Genomic DNA, 19692 nt, shown 5'->3' with positions numbered 1-19692 from the left:
ATAGGAGCTGCCGAAGGCTGCGATCTCTTGATCTTAGATTCGCCCGGCCGGCGCATACGGCGCAGGATCGATAATCGGCGCCCGCCCCAGCATCACATCCGCAAACAACTGACACGACGCAGGCGCCAACACCAACCCATTGCGGTAGTGCCCGCAGTTGAGCCAGAGCCCGTCAAAACCCGGCACCCGGCCAATATAGGGAATCCCTTCCGGCGACCCCGGTCGCAATCCGGCCCAATGCCCCACCACCTCGGCATCCGCCAGCGCCGGAATCAACTCCACCGCCGAGGCCTTCAGGCTTTCCAGCGCAGTGTCGGTCGGCGTCTTGTCGAAGCCTTCATGCTCCAGCGTACTGCCGATCAGAATGTGTCCGTCACGCCGAGGAATGGCATAACGCCCCTTGGCCAGGACCATGCTTGGAAGGAAGTCCGCCGCGCACTTGTAGAGAATCATCTGACCTTTAACCGGCTCGACCGGCAACTCCAGGCCCAGGCTTTTCAGCAAGTCACCGCTCCAGGCCCCTGCCGTCAAAACCACTTGATCCCCCGCAATGGCCCCCATCGAAGTCTGAACCCCGACCACCGCAGCGCCTTCACGGATAAACCCGCTGACCTCGCACTGCTCATGAATCGTCACATTCGGCAGCGCCAGCAAGGCGGCCTTGAGGGATTTCACCAACCGTGGATTGCGCACATTGGCCACATCGGCCATGTAGATCGCCCGCGAAAAACCGGCGCCCAATATCGGCACCGCATCGTGTGCCGCAGAGATATCCACAGCCCGCAGCGGACGATTTTCCCGTTTGGCCCAGGCGAGCGCTTCGGCTTCGTCATCCAGGTCCAGCCAGTACAAGCCGGTGGTGTGCACTTCAGGATCGACACCAGTGGTGGCAAACAAACGTTCCGCCAGCTGTGGATAAAAATCCTGGGACCAATGAGCCAACGCAGTGACCGCCGGGCTGTAACGCCACGGGTAGAGGGGCGAAACGATCCCGCCACCGGCCCAGGACGACTCCTGACCGACATTCGAGCGGTCCAGCAGTACGACGCTCTGTACTTCGGACGCGAGATTGAACGCCGTCAGCAGGCCAATCACCCCACCACCGACAATCACCACTTGCTGTTGCTTGCTCATGTTCTGATCCAACCGCTCAATAGGCAGAAGGCGCAAAGGCGCCCGAATAAAGAAACTCAGCGACCCCAGCAATCCCTGGTGGTCAGGCCGGACGTTGCATTGACCATGCTTCTGACTCCGGTATTGGTGAGGGTGAAATCACCACACTTATCGCTCGCCATGGTCGAACCGGCCTTGCGTGTGGCCGTCAGCAGGAAGGTCTGATCGGTCAGGGTCGGGGTGATGGTATAGAAATCATTGCCGGCACTCAGGCCGGTGGCATTGGTGTAGACATTATTCTTCGAATAGAAGCGCTCAAGTATCTGCGCCTGCTCGGAAAGCAAACCGGCCACTTCAGTACGGCGGCCCTTTTTTACATACTCGGTGAGGCTCGGATAGCCAATGGTGATGACAATCCCGATGATCGCAATCACGATCATGATTTCGATCAGGGTAAAACCTCGGTTGGATCTGCGCATACCTCAAATCTCACTTACTGTATTTGTCGCCACATGATGCGACGGCCGCTGCCGCCACCGGACTTTTCTACCAGAGTGGTCACGCCACCACCGGAATCATTCACCACTTTGCGGGTTGCGTCATTGACGACCGCGTTCAAGGTCGGAATACCGCCCGTGAAGATCACCCCGCTGGAAATCGTGTCAGTGCTGTCGACCGTCCCGTCGCCATTGGTATCGAGCACCGCGTAATTGAGCATCTTACCGCTGAACGCATCGAGCTCGACCAGTTTGCCAGTGCCGAAGCTGGTACAGGGATCTATGGTATCCATACTGGCCGTGGTAAAGACGATTCGCCCCGACACCAGACTGGCCTGATTGAGTACCCGCTCCCCCGTCAGCACGTTGTTGTACACCAAGGGCAAGTACCAGCCTTTCTTTGCCGGGTAGGTCACTTCATTCTGGCTGGTGGTGATGAATTGCCCGGTGCTGCCGGAAAACACGCCGGTCACCACCTGCGCCTGCAAGCTGGAAGTGGTGATTTGCCCCGCTCCCCCCTCTGCATCCCATACCGCGTAGAACGCCTGCAGATCCTTGTTGGTCTTGTCAGCGGCCTCATTGAGTTTGCCGGTACCGAAAAATACTTCTTTGCCGCCCAATGCATGATCGGCGAGCAATGGTTGAACGGTGATCGGCTGGGTCGTGCCTCCCTCCGTAGTGAACAACGGCTTGCCGGAAAACGCTACACCCCAAGTGGAAGGGGTGGCGCCACTCAAATCGAACTTCCACAACCGCCCTTTCAGGTCGCCACCGTAGGCGGCCTGCACTACATTCTGCGAGTTGACCCTGAGCTTCACCGATGACAGGCCGTTGGTGGTTTCTGTACTGTCGACCACGATTTTCTTGATCAACGTGCCGTCGCTAATATCCACCACATACAGCGCTGCCACCCCGGAGTTGCTGCCATAACCATTGGAGATAAACGCCGCCCAGCGACCATCGGCCAAGCGTGCCACTTCGGGACGCGCATAGGCATAACCCAGATCATTGAAATCGTTCGCAGTACTGGCCGTGGCCGGCGCACTGATTTCCCACAGTGCTTTAGTCACGTTACCGGCCGAGGCGTCGAACAATTGCAGCGCATAGAAGGTTTTTCCGCCCGCCCCTGTTCCGCCAATCGCCAGGGTTTTCCAGGCGCCGTTGAGTTGGGTATCGAACACACCGACTTGGCCGTCGACCAGATATTTGTGGCTCACACCATTGATGTAAGTGGGGTCAGCAATGTAGCGCAATGATGGCAGCACACTGGCAGGCATATAGGCGTAGCGTCTGGCACCGTTGGTGGAATTGACGATGTTTACAAAACCGTCGTTTGCGTTCACCACCAGGCTGGAGTTCATATTGGCGGCTTTGGTGGTGAGATAAGTGCTGTAACTGGTGTCGCCCACCAGATCGGACGCGGTTTGGTCCGTGGGCGCGGCCAGCACGAGCGGCGAATTGATGATATCGCCGAGCAACACACTGCGCGTTTTCAGCCCGGTTTTGTTGGTGCCCTTGCTCCACTCCACCAGATCGCTGCCGGTAATGCCGGTGGGCAGCCCTTGGCTTAGGGATGTCTGCTGGACCGATGAAAAATTGCTGTAGGCCAAGGTGACAGCCGCGTTGGTCTGCGTGTTCCAGGACTGGTAGGTCGGCGCGGTGGCACCGGGCACGATGGTGGTATCGGTGGTCCACAGTACTGCGGCCGTATTGACTACTCCCGCCGATGTGAAACCAAAGGACTTTATGGTGCCTCGCCAGTCCTTGGGGTCATAGCTGGTCTGGAAGTAGCTCGAGGTGCTGGTCAGGGTCGTGCCACTGGTCACGCCGCTGCCACCGGAGCCTGCCTTGGAAGTGATATCGCTCAAGGCTGAAGACAATGCGCTGTTGAGCCCCGCGCTATCGGTCGCCTGATAGTACTTACCCTGCCCATAGCTGGCGGCATCCGACAACATCTGGTTTGCCACGGTGAAACCCACGGTATAGGTGTTGAGGTTCTGCTTGGGAAAATCCAGGGCGTTCCAGCTTTTGCCTGTGATGTCGATACCCGTGGAGCGCATGTCAATATCGAAGGCGAACTTGGCGATGTCATCCAGATAAAAGGTGTCGCCCTCTTTGTCGCCGACGGGGTTGGCACCATCATTACCGCTGATACCGTCCCAGTTCGGTAAGCGGTTGTCACCCAGCGGATCATCGGTCGGAAAGGTGTGGTCGTAGGTCGGCAGACCCGCGGTGATTACCACCCCGTAATTTCTCTGGCAGCGATACTGAATCGGACTGGTGTAGAGGTTGACCGTCGAGTTGTTGTAAGGCGTCATGCCACGAAAATAACGAGTGACTTCGTAATAGGCTTCAGCCAGCGGCGCATTGGCCTGTGCGCTCAGTTCGTCGATTCCGGCGATCAAATCGTTGTAGTTGGTATCAGCCTGAGCCTGGGTCACGGTACCGCTGACTGCCAACAAATCACTGACCGAGCGGACGATGTAACCGCCGTCATCCTTATGGTTGCCAACAGCCAGGTTGAACGTTGCCAAGCCGATGCGTAGCGAACGGTTGCTGCTCACCAACGTTTTGGAAACATTGCGCGCCACATTCATGCGGTAATCATTGGGAATCGAGCCGTCAGTGAAATCCCGGTCGGAATTGTTCGCCAGGCTTATCAGATAGGACAGGTAATTGGCCGTATACAGAGTGTCTTCGCCTCCCACCGGATCGGGAAGCTTCAGGCAAAGGGACTCCCAGCCGGAAATGCTGTTTTTATAAAAACCGTACCATCCGTCCTTTTCGCATGTTCCATGATTCAAGCTCGACAAGGCGATATTGCTATCGGTCATGTCCAGTTCCCGCCCTTTCAAGCACGTACCATTGGAAAGGCACATCGTCACCGGGGTGCGCGCGACCGTGGGGTCGAAGCCTGGTGCCCAGATAATGCTGTTCATGTTTGCCGAGTCATCGAGTAACAACATCACATTGGGCGTCACGGCAGCGGCGTTCAACAGCGGCGAATCCGAGGGCGTGAAGGCGTAAGCCGGCGCTGTCAGATAAAGACTCAACGCCGCGCCGCAGAACACCTGCAACAACCAACGGCGCCAGCCTGTGCGGGTCTCAATACTTCGCATAGATACTCTCCACCACACTGCGCGAATTGCCCGCGATGCCCACGGCGGTCACCCGGTACAGCGTTGTCGAGGTGTTGCTCGGCACGTTCACGGCTGTCAGGGTGGTGCCAATGTTCTGCACCCCGTAAAAACCGCTGCCGGAGGCGATCCAGGTCACCCCCGAGGTGGAATTGAACCCGGGGGCAATGATGACCGACGCCTCGGCCGGCGGCGCGCATTGGCTGGTACCGCTGCAAACCGGCAATGAATAGCTATTCAGTTGCACCGCGCTTTCGCCGACGCGCAACACCGCTTCCGCCCCCTGAAACGACTGGTTGCGCAGAATCACGCTGCCGGCCATTTTTTCCTGCAACGTAGCGCTCTGCATCGACGAAAGACCGATCAACGTCAATACCAGGAGAAATACCAGGCTGACCAACAGCGCCATGCCGCGCTGGGCGTGAGAGGTCATGGGGAAATTACTCACCGGCCTTCCCCTCATGGCAACCGGTTACGCAAGGCGGCAACCACGTTGAAGGTTTGTTCGCGCACCCGGTTGTTCGGGTCGGTCAGCGTCAGCGTCAGTCGCACACTTCGGATTCGTGCAGGATCGGATGGGTTGCTGCTATAGGTGGAGGCGGCCGTATCCGTGGCCGAACTGGCAAGGCCGAAGCTCACATTGAAGGCACTGACATTGTTCACCAGCACCTGCTGCGTCGGCGTGCCGGCACCGGAGCCCATCAGCAGCTGGTTGTTGCTGAAGCTGTAGATCAGCCGCCGGATCGGGAATGCCAACTGCCCAGACGTCGGCGTTCGTAGGCCGGTGTAGGCCGTCGCGGTGTTGCGGCAGTCGGAAATTACTGTCCAGGTTGGCACCCCGCCACTGCCGCCGACATCGGCGGTGACAAGCGCTAATTTGAGGTTAGCATTGTCCCAACTGATAGGCGTGATCTGACTGGCATTGAAATTCCCTGCCGAGCTGGCGTCGATAATCGTGCCCAAGCAACCGAACATGCCGACCATACGGATTTCCTGAATCATTTTACTCAGGACAAACCGTGCATCTTCCTGCATGCCGGCGGCGGTGTTCTGACTGACGTAGGTATTTTTAGCTGCGATGAAGATCTGCGCCACGCCAAGAACCACGACCAGACTCAACGCCAGGGCGATCAGTAACTCGATCAGGCCGAAACCTCTATTGGCTCTGATCATGGTGTCGTCGCCGGATCAACGGTGGCGCGGCTGACAACGACGAAACTGCGGCGCGAGTCGGCGGTATTGGCAGCCCGCGAGTCGTCCCAGGTAATGGTAATGGTGTACACCCGCTGGTTGCGGGTGATGCTGCCGGTCGCCGTGGTGCCGCCGAAACTGGCGATGTTGCGAGTGAAGTCGAAAAGGTCCTGATCCCGGGCCACGCTCAAATTGCCCGAGGTCGGTGGCGTGACGGTGTAATCGGCACCGGAGTTGGCGCGAATGCGGTCCATCATGTCGTAGGCGATAAAACTCGCCTGACTGGTCATCCGCGAGCTGTCGGTGTACTTCAGCGCATTGAGCTGAATCGCCGCCGCGCCCAATAACCCCACGGCCAGAACCAACAACGCGACCAGTACCTCGATCAGCGTCATGCCCTCCTGTGCACGCTTGCTCCAACCCCTCATCCGCAACTTCCACCCAATAGAATTCGTCCGTTCAAACACACATTCAGCGTCCTGCTCTGTGCCCCCAGTACATAACTGATCACGACGGCCGTGGACGGCGCCGACAAACCGCCCAGATTGTTGAAATCAATTGCGGTCACTCCTGAGGTTAGCGTCAGAGTGGCGCCACTGCTCATCGCTGGAACAACCCGCAATACATTGGCCGGGTTGCCGGTACCGTCATAAACGGTCAGATCGCCGGTCCAGACACTCCCGCCTGCTGTCGGGCGAACCCGGGTGGTAATGCCCCGGTCGATCGCCTCGAGCCGCGCGTAATTGAGCGCGCGTTGCAGATCACCAATCTCGGTATCGGCCTTGGTGCTTTGCACCGAGCGGGTAAACGCCGGAACAGCCAGGCTGATCAGGATCAGAAACACGGCGAGCGTGATCAGCAGCTCGATCAGCGTGAAACCTTTTGTACGATGATCCATCGGTGCCCTCCGTTGCCGTCGGCTATACCTGCTTCTACACGCTAGAACATTCGACCGGCGGATGTACGGTTGTTTTGCCATTACTCGCGCAAGGATCGTGCGGGCCGCAGCACTCCAGGGAAGGAAATGACATGCATCAGCAAGGTTTCAGCCTGATCGAACTGCTCATGGGACTGACAATTGTCGGGATTGTTCTGCAACTGGTCAGCCCGGCGTTCGCCGCATTCACCGAATCGAACCATCGACAACAGGCGGCCGAGTCGCTGATCAGCGGGATCCGGCAAGCCAGAACCCTGGCCATCACCCGCAACCAGAGCGTAGTCATTCATGGCATCAATGGCGATTGGAGCCAAGGCTGGCGAATCATTCTGGACATCAGTGGCAAAGGGCCGAAGGACAGCAGCAATCCGCTGCTGGTGGAGCGTGCGAGTGATACTCGGACGCCGATTGTCGGTAATTGGCCGGTAAGGCGTTTCGTACGCTTCAGCAGTCTGGGTCAACCGCTGATGCCCGGAAGGGCGTTTCAGGCAGGGACGCTACATATTTGTTCGGCTCGCGAGCCGGTCAGCCAGCGCCAGGTGGTACTGGCGGCGAGCGGCCGAGTGCGCCTGACCAGCGAAAAGGCTGAGCAGGCGCTGTGTCGAAAGGCGAAAGGTGTTACAGCAACGAACGCACGCGCAGCTCTTTAGGCATGGAGAACGTGATGTTCTCCTCGCGGCCGGCCAGTTCATCGGCCCCGGTGGCGCCCCAGGCCTGCAATTGCTGGATCACGCCACGCACCAATACTTCCGGAGCGGAGGCACCGGCAGTGATACCAATACGCTCGACACCGTCGAACCAGCTCTTTTGCAGGTCTTCGGCGCCGTCGATCAGATAGGCCGGGGTGGCCATGCGTTCAGCCAGTTCACGCAGGCGATTGGAGTTGGAGCTGTTCGGGCTGCCGACCACCAACACCACGTCGCATTCGTCTGCCAGCTGCTTGACGGCGTCCTGACGGTTTTGCGTTGCATAGCAGATGTCGTCCTTGCGCGGACCGCCGATCGCCGGGAACCGAGTACGCAGGGCGTCGATCACGCGACTGGTATCGTCCATGGACAGGGTGGTCTGGGTGACGAAGGCCAGTTTTTCAGGATTGTTCACCTGCAATGCGGCGACGTCTTTCTCGTCCTCGACCAGATAGATCGCGCCACCATTGCTGCCATCGTATTGGCCCATAGTGCCTTCGACTTCCGGGTGACCGGCGTGGCCGATGAGGATGCATTCACGGCCATCGCGGCTGTAACGCGCGACTTCGATGTGCACCTTGGTCACCAGCGGGCAGGTCGCGTCGAACACCTTCAGGCCCCGGCCTGCAGCTTCGGTACGCACGGCCTGGGAAACGCCATGGGCACTGAAGATCACGATCACGTCGTCCGGCACCTGATCCAGCTCTTCGACGAAGATCGCCCCACGGGCGCGCAGGTCTTCGACGACGAATTTGTTGTGGACCACTTCGTGGCGCACATAGATCGGCGGCCCGAAGACTTCCAGGGCACGGTTGACGATTTCGATCGCCCGGTCCACACCGGCGCAGAAGCCACGGGGGTTGGCGAGTTTGATTTGCATGCTGTGCCTCGTGTCTTGCGCGCAAGAAATAGCGAAAACGGTAGAAAACTTATTGTGGGAGCGAGCCTGCTCGCGAAAGCGGTGCGTCAGTCAACATTGATGTTGAATGTGATGACACCATCGCGAGCAGGCTCGCTCCCACAAGTTACAGCGCTTTGACGTTGAAGATCTCGACGTCAAAGGTCAAGGTTTTACCGGCCAGCGGGTGGTTGAAGTCGATGGTCACCTGGGCGTCATCGAATTCTTTCACCACACCGGGCAGCTCAGTATTGGCCGCATCGTTGAAGATCACCAGCAAGCCAGGCGACAGTTCCATATCCTTGAACTGCGAGCGCGGGATGATCTGCACATTTTGCGGGTTCGGCTGACCAAAGGCGTTTTCCGGCTCGATGGTCAGGGTGCGTTTGTCGCCGGCCTTGAAGCCGAACAGCGCTGCCTCGAAACCTGGCAACAGGTTGCCGTCGCCAACCTTGAAGGTCGCCGGGGCTTTGTCGAAGGTGCTGTCGACGGTGTCACCGTTCTCCAGGCGCAATGCAAAGTGCAAAGTGACTTCCGTATTCTGGCCGATGCGTTGTTCAGCCAATACCTGTTCAGTCATGAACGGTTTCTCCGGTCTTTTTACTTTTGAACATATCGAGTGCAAGCATCACGGCACCGACAGAAATTGCGCTGTCGGCAAAGTTGAACGCCGGGAAATACCAGCGGTTCTGCCAATGCACCAGAATGAAATCGATCACATGGCCCAACGCAATGCGGTCATACAGATTACCCAACGCGCCTCCCAGCACCAGCGCCAAGGCGACTGCCAGCCAGGTTTCGTTGCGCCCCAGGCGCTTGAGCCAGACCACCAGCACTGTACTGACCACCACCGCGATCAGGGCGAACAGCCAACGCTGCCAGCCCGAGCTGTCAGCCAGGAAACTGAACGCCGCGCCGGTGTTGTAGGCCAGGGTCCAACTGAAGTAATCGGGGATCACCACGATTTGCTGGTACATGCTCAGCGAGCCTTCGAAGTAGAACTTGCTGGCCTGGTCGATGACCAGGACCAGCAAACTCAACCAGAGCCAGCTCAGCCGTCCGAAACGGCCAACGGCGTTAGGCATAGTGACGAACCTCGCCAGCGCCGCTGATGTTGTCGACGCAACGACCGCAGATTTCCGGATGCTCCGGGTTCACGCCGACGTCTTCACGGCAGTGCCAGCAACGGGCGCACTTGGCATGGCTCGACTTGACCACTTGTAGTTTCAAACCGCCGACTTCGGTGACCACCGCGTCGCCCGGCGCCTGCACGAACGGCGCAACGGTGGCAGTCGAGGTAATCAACACGAAGCGCAGTTCGTTGCTTAGCTTAGCCAGATCGGCGCTCAGCGCGTCTTCGGCGAACAGCGTCACTTCGGCTTGCAAGTTGCCACCGACGGCCTTCGCCGCGCGCTGGATCTCCATTTCCTTGTTGACCGCTACCTTCACCGCCATGATCCGCTCCCAGTAGGCGCGGTCCAGCTCGAAGCCTTCCGGCAATTCGGTCAGGCCTTCGTACCAGGTGTTGAGCATCACAGACTCATTACGCTCGCCCGGCAGGTACTGCCACAGCTCGTCTGCGGTGAACGCCAGAATCGGCGCGATCCAGCGCACCAGCGCTTCGCTGATGTGGTACAGCGCGGTTTGCGCCGAACGACGGGCCTTGCTGTTGGCGCCAGTGGTGTACTGACGGTCCTTGATGATGTCGAGGTAGAAACCGCCCAGCTCCTGCACGCAGAAGTTGTGGATCTTGGAGTAGACATTCCAGAAGCGGTATTCGCCGTAGTGCTCTTGCAACTCGCGTTGCAGCAGCAGGGTGCGATCCACGGCCCAACGGTCCAGCGCCAGCATTTCTTCGGCCGGCAGGATGTCGGTGGCCGGGTTGAAACCGGTCAGGTTGGAAAGCAGGAAGCGCGCGGTGTTACGGATGCGCCGGTAGGCGTCCGCACTGCGTTGCAGGATCTGCTCGGAAACCGCCATTTCACCCGAATAGTCGGTAGAAGCGACCCACAGACGCATGATATCGGCGCCCAAGGTGTCGTTGACCTTCTGCGGCGCGATGACATTGCCCAAGGACTTGGACATTTTGCGGCCGGACTCGTCAACGGTGAAACCGTGAGTCAGCAGCTCGCGGTACGGAGCGTGGTTGTCGATGGCGCAACCGGTCAGCAACGACGAGTGGAACCAGCCGCGGTGTTGGTCCGAACCTTCCAGATACAGGTCGGCGCGTGGCCCGGTCTCGTGGCCCATCGAGTGCGAACCGCGCAGGACGTGCCAGTGCGTGGTGCCCGAGTCGAACCAGACGTCCAGGGTGTCACTGATCTTGTCGTACAGAGGCGCTTCTTCACCGAGCAACTCGGCGGCGTCCATCTTGAACCAGGCTTCGATGCCTTCGACTTCGACGCGCTGGGCGACGATTTCCATCAGCTCGACGGTGCGTGGGTGCAGCTCGCCGCTTTCCTTGTTCAGGAAGAACGGGATCGGCACGCCCCAATTGCGCTGACGGGAGATGCACCAGTCAGGACGGTTGGCGATCATCGAGTGCAGACGCGCCTGACCCCAGGCCGGAACGAACTTGGTCTCTTCGATGGCTTTGATCGCCCGCTTGCGCAGGGTTTCGCCGGTCGCAGGCTCTTTGTCCATGCCGATGAACCACTGCGCGGTGGCGCGGTAGATCAGCGGGGTCTTGTGACGCCAGCAGTGCATGTAGCTGTGTTCGATGGTGGTGGTGTGCAGCAGCGCGCCAACTTCCGACAGTTTGTCGACGATGGCCGGGTTGGCCTTCCAGATGAACTGGCCGCCAAAGAATTCCAGCGATGTCGCGTACACGCCATTGCTTTGCACCGGATTGAGGATGTCGTCGTTGACCATGCCATAGGCTTTGCAGGTCACGAAGTCGTCTACGCCGTAGGCTGGCGCGGAGTGAACCACGCCGGTGCCCGCGCCCAGTTCGACGTATTCAGCCAGGTAGACCGGCGACAGACGATCGTAGAACGGGTGACGGAAGTTGATCAGTTCCAGTTCTTTACCGGTGGTGGTCGCAATGACCGAACCTTCCAGGCTGTAGCGGGCCAGGCACGACTCGACCAGCTCTTCAGCCAGCACCAGCAGTTTGTCGCCGACGTCGACCAGGGCGTAGTTGAATTCCGGGTGAACGTTCAGCGCCTGGTTGGCCGGGATGGTCCACGGGGTGGTGGTCCAGATCACGATCGAGGCGGGTTTGCCCAGCGACGGCAGACCGAACGCGGCAGCCAGTTTGGCTTCATCAGCGATCGGGAACGCCACGTCGATGGTCGCGGATTTTTTGTTTTCGTACTCGACTTCCGCTTCAGCCAGGGCCGAACCGCAATCAAAGCACCAGTTCACAGGCTTCAGGCCCTTGAACACGAAGCCACCCTTGACGATTTCCGCCAGGGCGCGGATTTCACCAGCCTCGTTTTTGAAGTCCATGGTCTTGTACGGGTTGGCGAAGTCGCCCAACACGCCCAGACGAATGAATTCGGACTTCTGGCCTTCGATTTGTTCGGTGGCGTAGGCACGGCACAGTTCGCGAGTCTTGTCCGCGCCCAAGTTCTTGCCGTGGGTCACTTCGACTTTGTGCTCGATCGGCAGACCGTGGCAGTCCCAGCCCGGAACATAAGGCGCGTCGAAACCCGACAAGGTTTTCGAGCGGATGATCATGTCCTTGAGAATCTTGTTCAGCGCATGACCGATGTGAATCGTGCCGTTGGCGTACGGAGGACCGTCGTGAAGTACGAACTTCGGACGATCCTTGCCAATCTCGCGCAACTTACCGTACAGGCCAATGCTGTCCCAGCGCTGCAGAATCTGCGGTTCGCGCTGAGGCAGGCCGGCCTTCATTGGGAAGGCGGTGTCCGGAAGGTTTAGCGTGGCTTTATAGTCGGTCATTTAAGGCTCTTCATTAGCGATTGGCGCTAGGTGCGACAGGGCACGGGCGGCGGCGACATCCGCATTGATCGCCGTCTTAAGCGCCTCCAGAGAGGCGAAACGCTGCTCTTCACGCAGCTTGTGGTGGAAAACCACCGTCAAACGCCGGTCATACAGATCGCCGGCAAAATCTAAAAGGTGTACTTCGAGGTGGGCTTTGCCATCACCTTGGACCGTTGGCCGAACGCCGATATTGGCGACGCCTGGCCAGGTTTTACCGTCAATGTCGACGTTGACCAGATAAACCCCGGACAGCGGCACACGACGACGCTTGAGTTGTATGTTGGCGGTCGGCGTACCCAGTTGACGCGCCAGCTTCTGGCCGTGCAGGACCCGCCCGGCAATCCGGTACGGACGCCCGAGCAGCCGCTCGGCCAAGGCAAAATCTGCAGCGGCCAGGGCGTTACGCACCTGAGTGCTGCTGACACGAATGCCGTCCAGTTCGACGGTCTGCGCCGCTTCGACGGTAAACCCCTGAAGGACGCCTGCCTGTTGCAGGAAATCGAAATCCCCTAGCCGGTCGCAACCGAAACGGAAATCGTCGCCGACTTCCAGATGCTGTACGCCGAGGCCGTCCACCAGAATAGTATCGACGAATTCACTGGCGCTGAGTTTGCTCAGGCGCTGATTGAACGCCAGGCACAGCACCCGGTCGACACCTTCCACGGCCAGCAGCTGCAGTTTGTCCCGCAGGCGGGCCAGACGGGCCGGGGCGGTATCCGGGGCGAAGAATTCTCGCGGCTGCGGCTCAAAAATCACCACGCAGCTGGGCACGCCCAACTCGAGCGCACGCTCACGCAGCCGGGCCAGGATAGCCTGGTGACCACGGTGAACACCGTCAAAGTTGCCAATAGTGGCGACACAGCCCCGATGCTGGGGGCGCAGGTTGTGGAGGCCTCGAACCAGCTGCATAACGCGCTTCTTGCTCATAAAGTGGTCGATTATAACCACACCCGGCGGCCGACGACAGGCAACACCGTAACCCAAAGTGATCGAGCCGACAAAACCGCCGGCCCGCCCGTGTTTATCGAGACAAAAGCCTCAGCTCAAGGCCTTGCGATTGAAGTCGCGCAAACGGAAGCCCATCAACAGCAACATGCCGAAATAGACCACCACGCCGGCGATCACCAATGCACCCAGACGCAGCAATCGCTCAAGCATATGCCCCTCCCCCCAGGCCGGCATAAAATGCATGGCGCCCAGCAATACCGCGGACATCACCGCGACCGCCACCAATAATTTGAGGCCAAACTTCGCCCAGCCCGGCTGCGGCTGATACATCTGCTGCTTGCGCAGTTGATAGAACAGCAGCCCGGCATTGATGCAGGCGCCAGCGCTAATGGCCAAGGCCAGACCGGCGTGCGCCAGCGGACCGATCAATACCAGGTTGAACAACTGGGTAACGACCAGGGTGAAAATCGCGATTTTTACCGGGGTCCGGATGTTTTGTTGCGCATAAAACCCCGGTGCCAGCACTTTGATCACGATAATTCCCAGCAGGCCGACTGAATAAGCAATCAGCGCGCGCTGCGTCATAGCCGCATCGAAAGCGCTGAACTGGCCATACTGGAACAGCGAAACAGTCAGTGGCTCAGCCAGAATCCCCAGCGCCAGGGCGCACGGCAATACCAGCATGAAGCACAGGCGCAGTCCCCAGTCGAGAATCCGCGAGTATTCGTGGCGATCCTGGCTGGCATAAGTCTTGGCCAGCGTCGGCAGCAGAATCGTGCCCAGTGCCACTCCCAGTACACCAGATGGCAACTCCATCAGGCGGTCGGCGTAATACATCCAGGACACGGACCCGGCCACTAGAAACGAAGCAAATATTGTGTTGATGATCAGCGAAATCTGGCTGACCGAAACGCCGATAATCGCCGGCAACATCTGCTTCATGACCCGCCAGACACCGCTATCGCGCAGATTCAGGCGCGGCAGCACTAGCATGCCGATCTTCTTCAGGTGCGGCAGCTGAAACAGCAATTGCGCCAGACCGCCCACTAGAACAGCCCAACCCAGCGCCATCACCGGCGGATCGAAATACGGTGTCAGGAACACCGCAAAAATAATCATGCTGACATTGAGCAGGGTCGGCACGAAGGCCGGCACCGAGAAGCGGTTCCAGGTGTTGAGGATCGCTCCGGCCAATGAAGACAGGGAGATCAGCAATATATAAGGAAAAGTGACCCGTAGCAGATCGGAGGTCAGCTCGAATTTTTCCGGGGTAGTGGCAAAACCCGGCGCCGTGGCCCAGATGACCCAAGGCGCGGCGAGCATACCCAGCGCGGTGACCAGCGCCAGCACCAGCGTCAGCAGGCCCGAGACATAGGCAATGAACGTTCGCGTCGCCTCCTCGCCCTTCTGGCTTTTATATTCGGCGAGAATTGGCACGAAAGCCTGGGAAAAAGCCCCTTCCGCGAAGATCCGCCGCAGCAGATTGGGCAGTTTGAAGGCGATAAAGAAGGCGTCGGTCGCCATTCCAGCGCCAAATGCACGCGCGACAAGGGTGTCACGAACAAACCCCAACACCCGGGAAAGCATCGTGATAGAGCTGACAGCGGCCAACGATTTGAGCAGATTCATTGAAAGAGTTTTTGCCTGTCGATAAACAGCAGGCGAACAACGCGCCCACTTATGCGATACTCCGCGCCGCAACAGCACAGAGCCAAAGCTCGCGAGTTTACAGGTCGCACGCCGGAAAGAAATATCCAGCTCACCGCCCCCTTGAAAACGTAGCGAGCGAAGGCAAGACAAGGCGAAAGCAAGCGAGAAAGCGCAGGTGACGTTAGTCAGTGAGCATTTCGAGTCTGTTTTCAACGCTGTATTGCCGAGCGCAGTAGTTTTCATGGGGGGCCAGAACCGGCCACTTAGCGGAACGTTTCTCCCGCCCTTGACAAGACATCAACTCATCGGCATGATTCGCGGCCTATTTTGTTTGCTATTTCCTAAAAAGTCTTTCGAGGAGCTCGACGGTGGCCAACACACCTTCCGCCAAAAAACGTGCAAAACAGGCTGAGAAGCGTCGCAGCCACAACGCCAGCCTGCGTTCCATGGTTCGTACCTACATCAAGAATGTAGTTAAAGCCATCGACGCAAAAGACGCTGCTAAAGCTCAAGCTGCTTACGTTCTGGCTGTGCCAGTTATCGACCGTATGGCCGATAAAGGCATCATCCACAAGAACAAAGCTGCTCGTCATAAGAGCCGCCTGAATGGCCACGTAAAGGCCCTGAACGTTGCCGCTGCTGCCTAAGCGACACGCTCATTAAAAAACCGACCTCAGGGTCGGTTTTTTATTGCCTGCGATTTGGCAAATACACTGCAAAAAAAAATGTGGGAGCGGGCTTGCTCGCGAAGGCGGCGTAACAGTCAACACAGACGCTGAATGTCAGTCAGTCTTCGCGAGCAAGCCCGCCCCCACATTTGGATCTTCGCTAGCTTATTGAGCGTGCGTCCACGGCAAGATCGGAATCGCCGTCACGGCATTCTGCGGGCTGCCCTCGATCAAACGATCACTGTAGACCAGATACACCAGCGTATTGCGCTTCTTGTCGAGGAATCGCACCACCTGCATGGTCTTGAACACCAAGGACGTGCGTTCCTTGAACACCTCCTCGCCATCCTTGAGCTCACCCTTGAAGTTGATCGGACCGACCTGACGACACGCTATAGACGCTTCAGCGCGATCCTCGGCCAGACCCAACCCACCCTTTACGCCGCCGGTCTTGGCGCGCGACAAATAGCAGGTCACGCCATCCACTTTCGGATCATCAAACGCCTCGACAACGATACGGTCGTTCGGGCCAACAAATTTGAACACCGTCGACACCTGGCCAATTTCATCGGCCGAGGCCAGTAGCGGCATCGCCAACAACAAGCCCAATAATCCTTTTGCCACACGCATTCAGGTATTCCTTCAGACCAGAATCAGGTTATCGCGGTGAACCAGTTCCGGCTCCGCCATGTAACCCAGCAGACCGACAATCGCCTCAGACGACTGACCGATAATTTTTTGCGCTTCCAGAGCACTGTAGTTGGCCAGGCCACGGGCGATTTCACGACCGTCCGGCGCCACGCAGACCACCATTTCGCCACGACGAAAACTGCCTTGGACCAGTTTGACGCCCACCGGCAGCAAACTTTTGTTGCCTTGGGACAACGCCGTCACCGCTCCCGCATCCAGCACCAGTGTGCCGCGGGTTTGCAGATGCCCGGCCAGCCATTGCTTGCGCGCCGCCAGCATGCCGCGCTCTGGCGACAACAAGGTGCCTATGCGTTCGCCTGCCTTGAGACGATCCAGCACTCGCTCAATGCGCCCACCGACAATGATGGTGTGCGCACCGGAACGCGCCGCCAGACGTGCAGCGCGCAACTTGGTCTGCATACCGCCACGACCCAGCGCACCACCCGTGCTGCCAGCCACCGCATCCAGCGCCGGATCATCGGCACGCGCCTCGTAAATCAGCTTGGCGTCGGGATTGTTGCGCGGATCGGCATCGAACATACCGTCGCGATCGGTGAGGATCACCAGCAAATCGGCTTCGACCAGGTTCGCCACCAGCGCCGCCAACGTGTCGTTGTCGCCGAAACGGATTTCGTCAGTGACCACGGTGTCGTTCTCGTTGATCACCGGGATCACCTTGAGCTCGACCAGCGCGCGCAGCGTACTGCGAGCGTTCAGGTAACGCTTGCGATCGGACAAATCGTCGTGAGTCAGGAGAATCTGCGCGGTATGCCGGCCATGCTCGGCAAAGCTCGATTCCCAAGCTTGCACCAACCCCATCTGACCGATGGCGGCAGCAGCCTGCAACTCGTGCATTGCACTGGGTCGTACAGTCCAGCCCAGACGACTCATACCCGCCGCCACTGCCCCCGAGGACACCAGCACCAGCTCAACACCCGCCTCGTGCAGGGCAACCATCTGCTCGACCCAGACACCCATTGCCGCGCGATCCAGGCCTTTGCCGTCCGCCGTCAGCAAAGCGCTGCCGATCTTCACGACCCAACGCTGCGCACCTGTCACCTTGCTCCGCATCATCTTCAACCTTAGCTTGAGGACAGCGCGACCTGGCACTGCCCGTAACGTTATTCGTGGTTATTCGTGACCAACTATCGATTTCCAGATACTAAAACGCCGCTCTGGTGAGCGGCGCTTAAGTTTATCGCAACGAATCAGTCACGCACGTAAATGATTTCCGGACCGTCTTCGTCATCCACATCTTCCTCGTCCCAATCGTCGTCACCAATGTCATGGACCGACTTCACGCCACTGCGACGCAGGGCACGCTGATCGTCCAGCGCCTGCAACTGGGCGCGCGCTTCATCTTCGATGCGCTGATCGAGCTCGGCCAGCTCTTCCTTGTAGGCCGGGTCGTTAGCCAGACGATCGGCACGATCTTCCAGGTAACGCATGATGTCATGGCAAAGACGCTCAGTGCCTTGCTTGGCGATAGCGGAGATCACGTAGACCGGACCGGTCCACTCCAGACGATCAACGATTTCCTTGACGCGAGCATCATGCTCTTCTTCAAGGATCTGGTCGCATTTGTTCAGCACCAACCAGCGATCACGCTCAGCCAGGGACGGGCTGAACTTGGTCAGCTCGCTGACGATGACTTCAGCGGCATCCGGAGCACTGGTGTCATCCAGCGGCGCCATATCGACGAGGTGCAGCAGCAGACGGGTACGCGACAAGTGCTTGAGGAAACGAATCCCCAGACCCGCGCCGTCGGAAGCACCTTCGATCAGCCCCGGAATGTCCGCCACCACGAAGCTCTTCCAGCGATCGACGCTGACCACACCCAGGTTCGGCACCAAAGTGGTGAACGGGTAGTCGGCGACTTTCGGCTTGGCGGCCGATACCGAACGAATGAAAGTACTTTTGCCAGCGTTCGGCAAACCAAGCAGACCGACGTCCGCCAATACCTTCATTTCCAGCTTCAGGTCGCGCTGCTCACCCGGCTTGCCCGGCGTGGTCTGGCGCGGCGCCCGGTTGGTACTGGATTTGAAACGGGTGTTACCCAAACCGTGCCAGCCACCGTGAGCCACCAGCAGTTTCTGACCAGCCTTGGTCAGGTCGCCGATCACTTCCTGAGTCGCGGAATCGATGACGGTAGTGCCGACCGGAACACGCAGCACCAGCTCTTCACCTTTCTTGCCGGTGCAGTCGGTGCTGCCGCCGTTGGAACCACGCTCGGCATCGAAGTGCCGGGTGTAACGGTAGTCCACCAGGGTGTTGAGGTTTTCGTCGGCGATCATGTAGACCGAGCCGCCATCACCACCGTCACCGCCGTTCGGGCCACCGTTTTCAATGAATTTTTCGCGACGGAAGCTCATGCAACCGTTGCCGCCGTCCCCGGCCTTTACTCGAATCGATACTTCATCAACAAACTTCATAACAAAACGCCTCTCGCCATACGGACGAGCCGAAAAAACCTAGACATAAGACTCTTGCAAAAATGAGCGCAGCGACCTCAATCAACGACCGCCAATACAGCGCTGGAGCCCATCACAAACAGCTTTGCAAGAGACTCACCCCACAAACGAAAAAGCCCCGTCGCAAGACAGGGCTTTTCCAGCAACTACGTAATTATGCCGCGACGACGTCAGTCTTCGGGACAATGCTTACGTAACGACGACCGAAGGCGCCTTTTACTTCGAACTTGATCACGCCGTCGATTTTAGCGAACAGAGTGTGATCTTTGCCCATGCCAACGCCGTAGCCAGCGTGGAATTGGGTACCGCGCTGACGCACGATGATGTTGCCCGGAATGATAACCTGGCCGCCATACATCTTCACGCCAAGGCGTTTGGCTTCTGAGTCGCGACCGTTACGGGTACTACCACCAGCTTTTTTGTGTGCCATGAGTTCAATTCTCCTAGTGAGGAATTAGGCTGAAATTAAGCCTGAATACCGGTGATTTTGATCTCGGTGTACCACTGGCGGTGGCCCATACGCTTCATGTGGTGCTTACGGCGACGGAACTTGATGATGCGGACTTTATCGTGACGACCTTGGGAGATCACTTCAGCCACAACGGTAGCGCCAGGAACAACTGGAGCGCCGATATTCACGTCGTCGCCATTGGCAACCAACAGAACGCGATCAAAAGTAACGGATTCGCCGGTAGCGATTTCCAGTTTTTCGATCTTCAGGTATTCACCTGGAGCAACTTTGTACTGCTTGCCACCAGTAACGATTACTGCATAAGACATGGTATTTCTCCGATAATCCTGCTCACCCAGCTCTTTATAAGAAGAGGTATTGGCTGGCATGGCTGCATAAGGCTG

General features: G+C 58.4%; 20 protein-coding genes. 2 read left to right on the top strand and 18 right to left on the bottom strand.

The genetic code is table 11. The annotated features are described in order from the left end of the window. Positions 1 to 33: 33 nt before the first annotated feature. Genes thiO through AB4O41_RS21120 form a run of 7 tightly spaced genes read right to left on the bottom strand, consistent with a single transcriptional unit; the run spans position 34 to position 6836 of the window. Positions 34 to 1134: a glycine oxidase ThiO gene (thiO, locus tag AB4O41_RS21150; RefSeq protein ID WP_460144557.1), complete on the bottom strand. Its 1101-nt coding sequence runs from the start codon at positions 1132 to 1134 to the stop codon at positions 34 to 36. 56 nt (positions 1135 to 1190) lie between these two features. After that, positions 1191 to 1592 (bottom strand): type IV pilin protein, encoded by a 402-nt coding sequence (locus tag AB4O41_RS21145; protein ID WP_123497120.1) that lies wholly within the window; start codon positions 1590 to 1592, stop codon positions 1191 to 1193. Positions 1593 to 1606: 14 nt separating this feature from the next. Next, positions 1607 to 4729: a pilus assembly protein gene (locus AB4O41_RS21140; protein WP_460144555.1), complete on the bottom strand. Its 3123-nt coding sequence runs from the start codon at positions 4727 to 4729 to the stop codon at positions 1607 to 1609. Next, positions 4716 to 5195 (bottom strand): pilus assembly PilX family protein, encoded by a 480-nt coding sequence (locus AB4O41_RS21135; protein WP_460144553.1) that lies wholly within the window; start codon positions 5193 to 5195, stop codon positions 4716 to 4718. Before AB4O41_RS21135 ends, AB4O41_RS21140 begins: the two co-directional genes overlap by 14 nt. Positions 5196 to 5206: 11 nt before the next feature. After that, complete coding sequence (locus AB4O41_RS21130; protein WP_460144551.1) at positions 5207 to 5920, bottom strand: PilW family protein; 714 nt, start codon at positions 5918 to 5920, stop codon at positions 5207 to 5209. Then, positions 5917 to 6366, bottom strand: a complete 450-nt coding sequence (gene pilV / locus AB4O41_RS21125) for a type IV pilus modification protein PilV (RefSeq protein ID WP_460144549.1) — start codon at positions 6364 to 6366, stop codon at positions 5917 to 5919. The genes AB4O41_RS21130 and pilV overlap by 4 nt, the downstream gene beginning before the upstream one ends. After that, the gene (locus AB4O41_RS21120; protein ID WP_008008702.1) at positions 6363 to 6836 is read right to left on the bottom strand and encodes a GspH/FimT family pseudopilin; all 474 of its coding nucleotides are present in this window, start codon (positions 6834 to 6836) and stop codon (positions 6363 to 6365) included. The genes pilV and AB4O41_RS21120 overlap by 4 nt, the downstream gene beginning before the upstream one ends. Positions 6837 to 6967: 131 nt before the next feature. On the opposite strand from AB4O41_RS21120, the gene AB4O41_RS21115 reads away from it, so the two are divergent. Continuing rightward, the gene (locus tag AB4O41_RS21115; RefSeq protein ID WP_460144547.1) at positions 6968 to 7525 is read left to right on the top strand and encodes a GspH/FimT family pseudopilin; all 558 of its coding nucleotides are present in this window, start codon (positions 6968 to 6970) and stop codon (positions 7523 to 7525) included. On the opposite strand, the gene ispH is transcribed toward AB4O41_RS21115, so the two are convergent. From ispH to murJ, 6 genes are all read right to left on the bottom strand, one after another. Further along, positions 7494 to 8441 carry a 4-hydroxy-3-methylbut-2-enyl diphosphate reductase gene (ispH, locus tag AB4O41_RS21110; protein WP_033054296.1) on the bottom strand — a complete coding sequence of 316 codons (948 nt, stop codon included), beginning with the start codon at positions 8439 to 8441 and terminating at the stop codon, positions 7494 to 7496. The two genes, AB4O41_RS21115 and ispH, sit on opposite strands and share 32 nt — an antisense overlap. Before the next feature lie 145 nt (positions 8442 to 8586). Next, positions 8587 to 9024, bottom strand: a complete 438-nt coding sequence (gene fkpB, locus AB4O41_RS21105) for an FKBP-type peptidyl-prolyl cis-trans isomerase (RefSeq protein ID WP_187326444.1) — start codon at positions 9022 to 9024, stop codon at positions 8587 to 8589. A gap of 7 nt (positions 9025 to 9031) precedes the next feature. Then, complete coding sequence (lspA, locus tag AB4O41_RS21100) at positions 9032 to 9544, bottom strand: signal peptidase II (RefSeq protein ID WP_460144545.1); 513 nt, start codon at positions 9542 to 9544, stop codon at positions 9032 to 9034. Next, entirely contained in the window at positions 9537 to 12368 is a 2832-nt protein-coding gene (gene ileS, locus AB4O41_RS21095; protein ID WP_460144543.1) for an isoleucine--tRNA ligase, read from the bottom strand. The genes lspA and ileS overlap by 8 nt, the downstream gene beginning before the upstream one ends. Beyond that, entirely contained in the window at positions 12369 to 13319 is a 951-nt protein-coding gene (gene ribF / locus AB4O41_RS21090; RefSeq protein WP_185047083.1) for a bifunctional riboflavin kinase/FAD synthetase, read from the bottom strand. 129 nt (positions 13320 to 13448) lie between these two features. Further along, entirely contained in the window at positions 13449 to 14987 is a 1539-nt protein-coding gene (murJ, locus tag AB4O41_RS21085) for a murein biosynthesis integral membrane protein MurJ (RefSeq protein WP_460144541.1), read from the bottom strand. A gap of 389 nt (positions 14988 to 15376) precedes the next feature. Here murJ and rpsT point away from each other — a divergent pair, with 389 nt between their 5' ends. Further along, positions 15377 to 15655 (top strand): 30S ribosomal protein S20, encoded by a 279-nt coding sequence (gene rpsT, locus AB4O41_RS21080; RefSeq protein ID WP_007901883.1) that lies wholly within the window; start codon positions 15377 to 15379, stop codon positions 15653 to 15655. Positions 15656 to 15841: 186 nt separating this feature from the next. Here rpsT and AB4O41_RS21075 read toward each other — a convergent pair whose 3' ends face one another. From AB4O41_RS21075 to rplU, 5 genes are all read right to left on the bottom strand, one after another. After that, a complete protein-coding gene (locus tag AB4O41_RS21075; RefSeq protein ID WP_095055696.1) occupies positions 15842 to 16306 on the bottom strand; it encodes a CreA family protein in 465 nt (154 codons plus the stop codon). A 12-nt stretch (positions 16307 to 16318) separates the two neighbouring features. Further along, positions 16319 to 17437, bottom strand: a complete 1119-nt coding sequence (gene proB / locus AB4O41_RS21070; RefSeq protein WP_038981484.1) for a glutamate 5-kinase — start codon at positions 17435 to 17437, stop codon at positions 16319 to 16321. A 137-nt stretch (positions 17438 to 17574) separates the two neighbouring features. Then, positions 17575 to 18798 (bottom strand): Obg family GTPase CgtA, encoded by a 1224-nt coding sequence (gene cgtA / locus AB4O41_RS21065; RefSeq protein ID WP_223485909.1) that lies wholly within the window; start codon positions 18796 to 18798, stop codon positions 17575 to 17577. A 193-nt stretch (positions 18799 to 18991) separates the two neighbouring features. Further along, complete coding sequence (gene rpmA, locus AB4O41_RS21060) at positions 18992 to 19267, bottom strand: 50S ribosomal protein L27 (protein WP_007901871.1); 276 nt, start codon at positions 19265 to 19267, stop codon at positions 18992 to 18994. Between the two features lie 35 nt (positions 19268 to 19302). After that, positions 19303 to 19617, bottom strand: a complete 315-nt coding sequence (rplU, locus tag AB4O41_RS21055) for a 50S ribosomal protein L21 (RefSeq protein WP_007901869.1) — start codon at positions 19615 to 19617, stop codon at positions 19303 to 19305. Positions 19618 to 19692 lie beyond the last annotated feature (75 nt).

It is taken from the genome of Pseudomonas sp. S2_A02 (genome assembly GCF_054668495.1).
The sequence above is the reverse complement of the archived record's forward strand: the minus strand, read 5'-3'. Positions and strand labels throughout refer to the sequence as shown.

Coding starts and splice junctions, on each gene's coding strand:
- cgtA (WP_223485909.1), bottom strand. CDS start 18,798: ATGAAGTTTGTTGATGAAGTATCGATTCGAGTAAAGGCCGGGGACGGC.
- rpmA (WP_007901871.1), bottom strand. CDS start 19,267: ATGGCACACAAAAAAGCTGGTGGTAGTACCCGTAACGGTCGCGACTCA.
- AB4O41_RS21120 (WP_008008702.1), bottom strand. CDS start 6,836: ATGGATCATCGTACAAAAGGTTTCACGCTGATCGAGCTGCTGATCACG.
- AB4O41_RS21130 (WP_460144551.1), bottom strand. CDS start 5,920: ATGATCAGAGCCAATAGAGGTTTCGGCCTGATCGAGTTACTGATCGCC.
- pilV (WP_460144549.1), bottom strand. CDS start 6,366: ATGAGGGGTTGGAGCAAGCGTGCACAGGAGGGCATGACGCTGATCGAG.
- ribF (WP_185047083.1), bottom strand. CDS start 13,319: ATGCAGCTGGTTCGAGGCCTCCACAACCTGCGCCCCCAGCATCGGGGC.
- murJ (WP_460144541.1), bottom strand. CDS start 14,987: ATGAATCTGCTCAAATCGTTGGCCGCTGTCAGCTCTATCACGATGCTT.
- ispH (WP_033054296.1), bottom strand. CDS start 8,441: ATGCAAATCAAACTCGCCAACCCCCGTGGCTTCTGCGCCGGTGTGGAC.
- lspA (WP_460144545.1), bottom strand. CDS start 9,544: ATGCCTAACGCCGTTGGCCGTTTCGGACGGCTGAGCTGGCTCTGGTTG.
- AB4O41_RS21075 (WP_095055696.1), bottom strand. CDS start 16,306: ATGCGTGTGGCAAAAGGATTATTGGGCTTGTTGTTGGCGATGCCGCTA.
- AB4O41_RS21145 (WP_123497120.1), bottom strand. CDS start 1,592: ATGCGCAGATCCAACCGAGGTTTTACCCTGATCGAAATCATGATCGTG.
- proB (WP_038981484.1), bottom strand. CDS start 17,437: ATGCGGAGCAAGGTGACAGGTGCGCAGCGTTGGGTCGTGAAGATCGGC.
- AB4O41_RS21115 (WP_460144547.1), top strand. CDS start 6,968: ATGCATCAGCAAGGTTTCAGCCTGATCGAACTGCTCATGGGACTGACA.
- rplU (WP_007901869.1), bottom strand. CDS start 19,617: ATGTCTTATGCAGTAATCGTTACTGGTGGCAAGCAGTACAAAGTTGCT.
- ileS (WP_460144543.1), bottom strand. CDS start 12,368: ATGACCGACTATAAAGCCACGCTAAACCTTCCGGACACCGCCTTCCCA.
- AB4O41_RS21140 (WP_460144555.1), bottom strand. CDS start 4,729: ATGCGAAGTATTGAGACCCGCACAGGCTGGCGCCGTTGGTTGTTGCAG.
- thiO (WP_460144557.1), bottom strand. CDS start 1,134: ATGAGCAAGCAACAGCAAGTGGTGATTGTCGGTGGTGGGGTGATTGGC.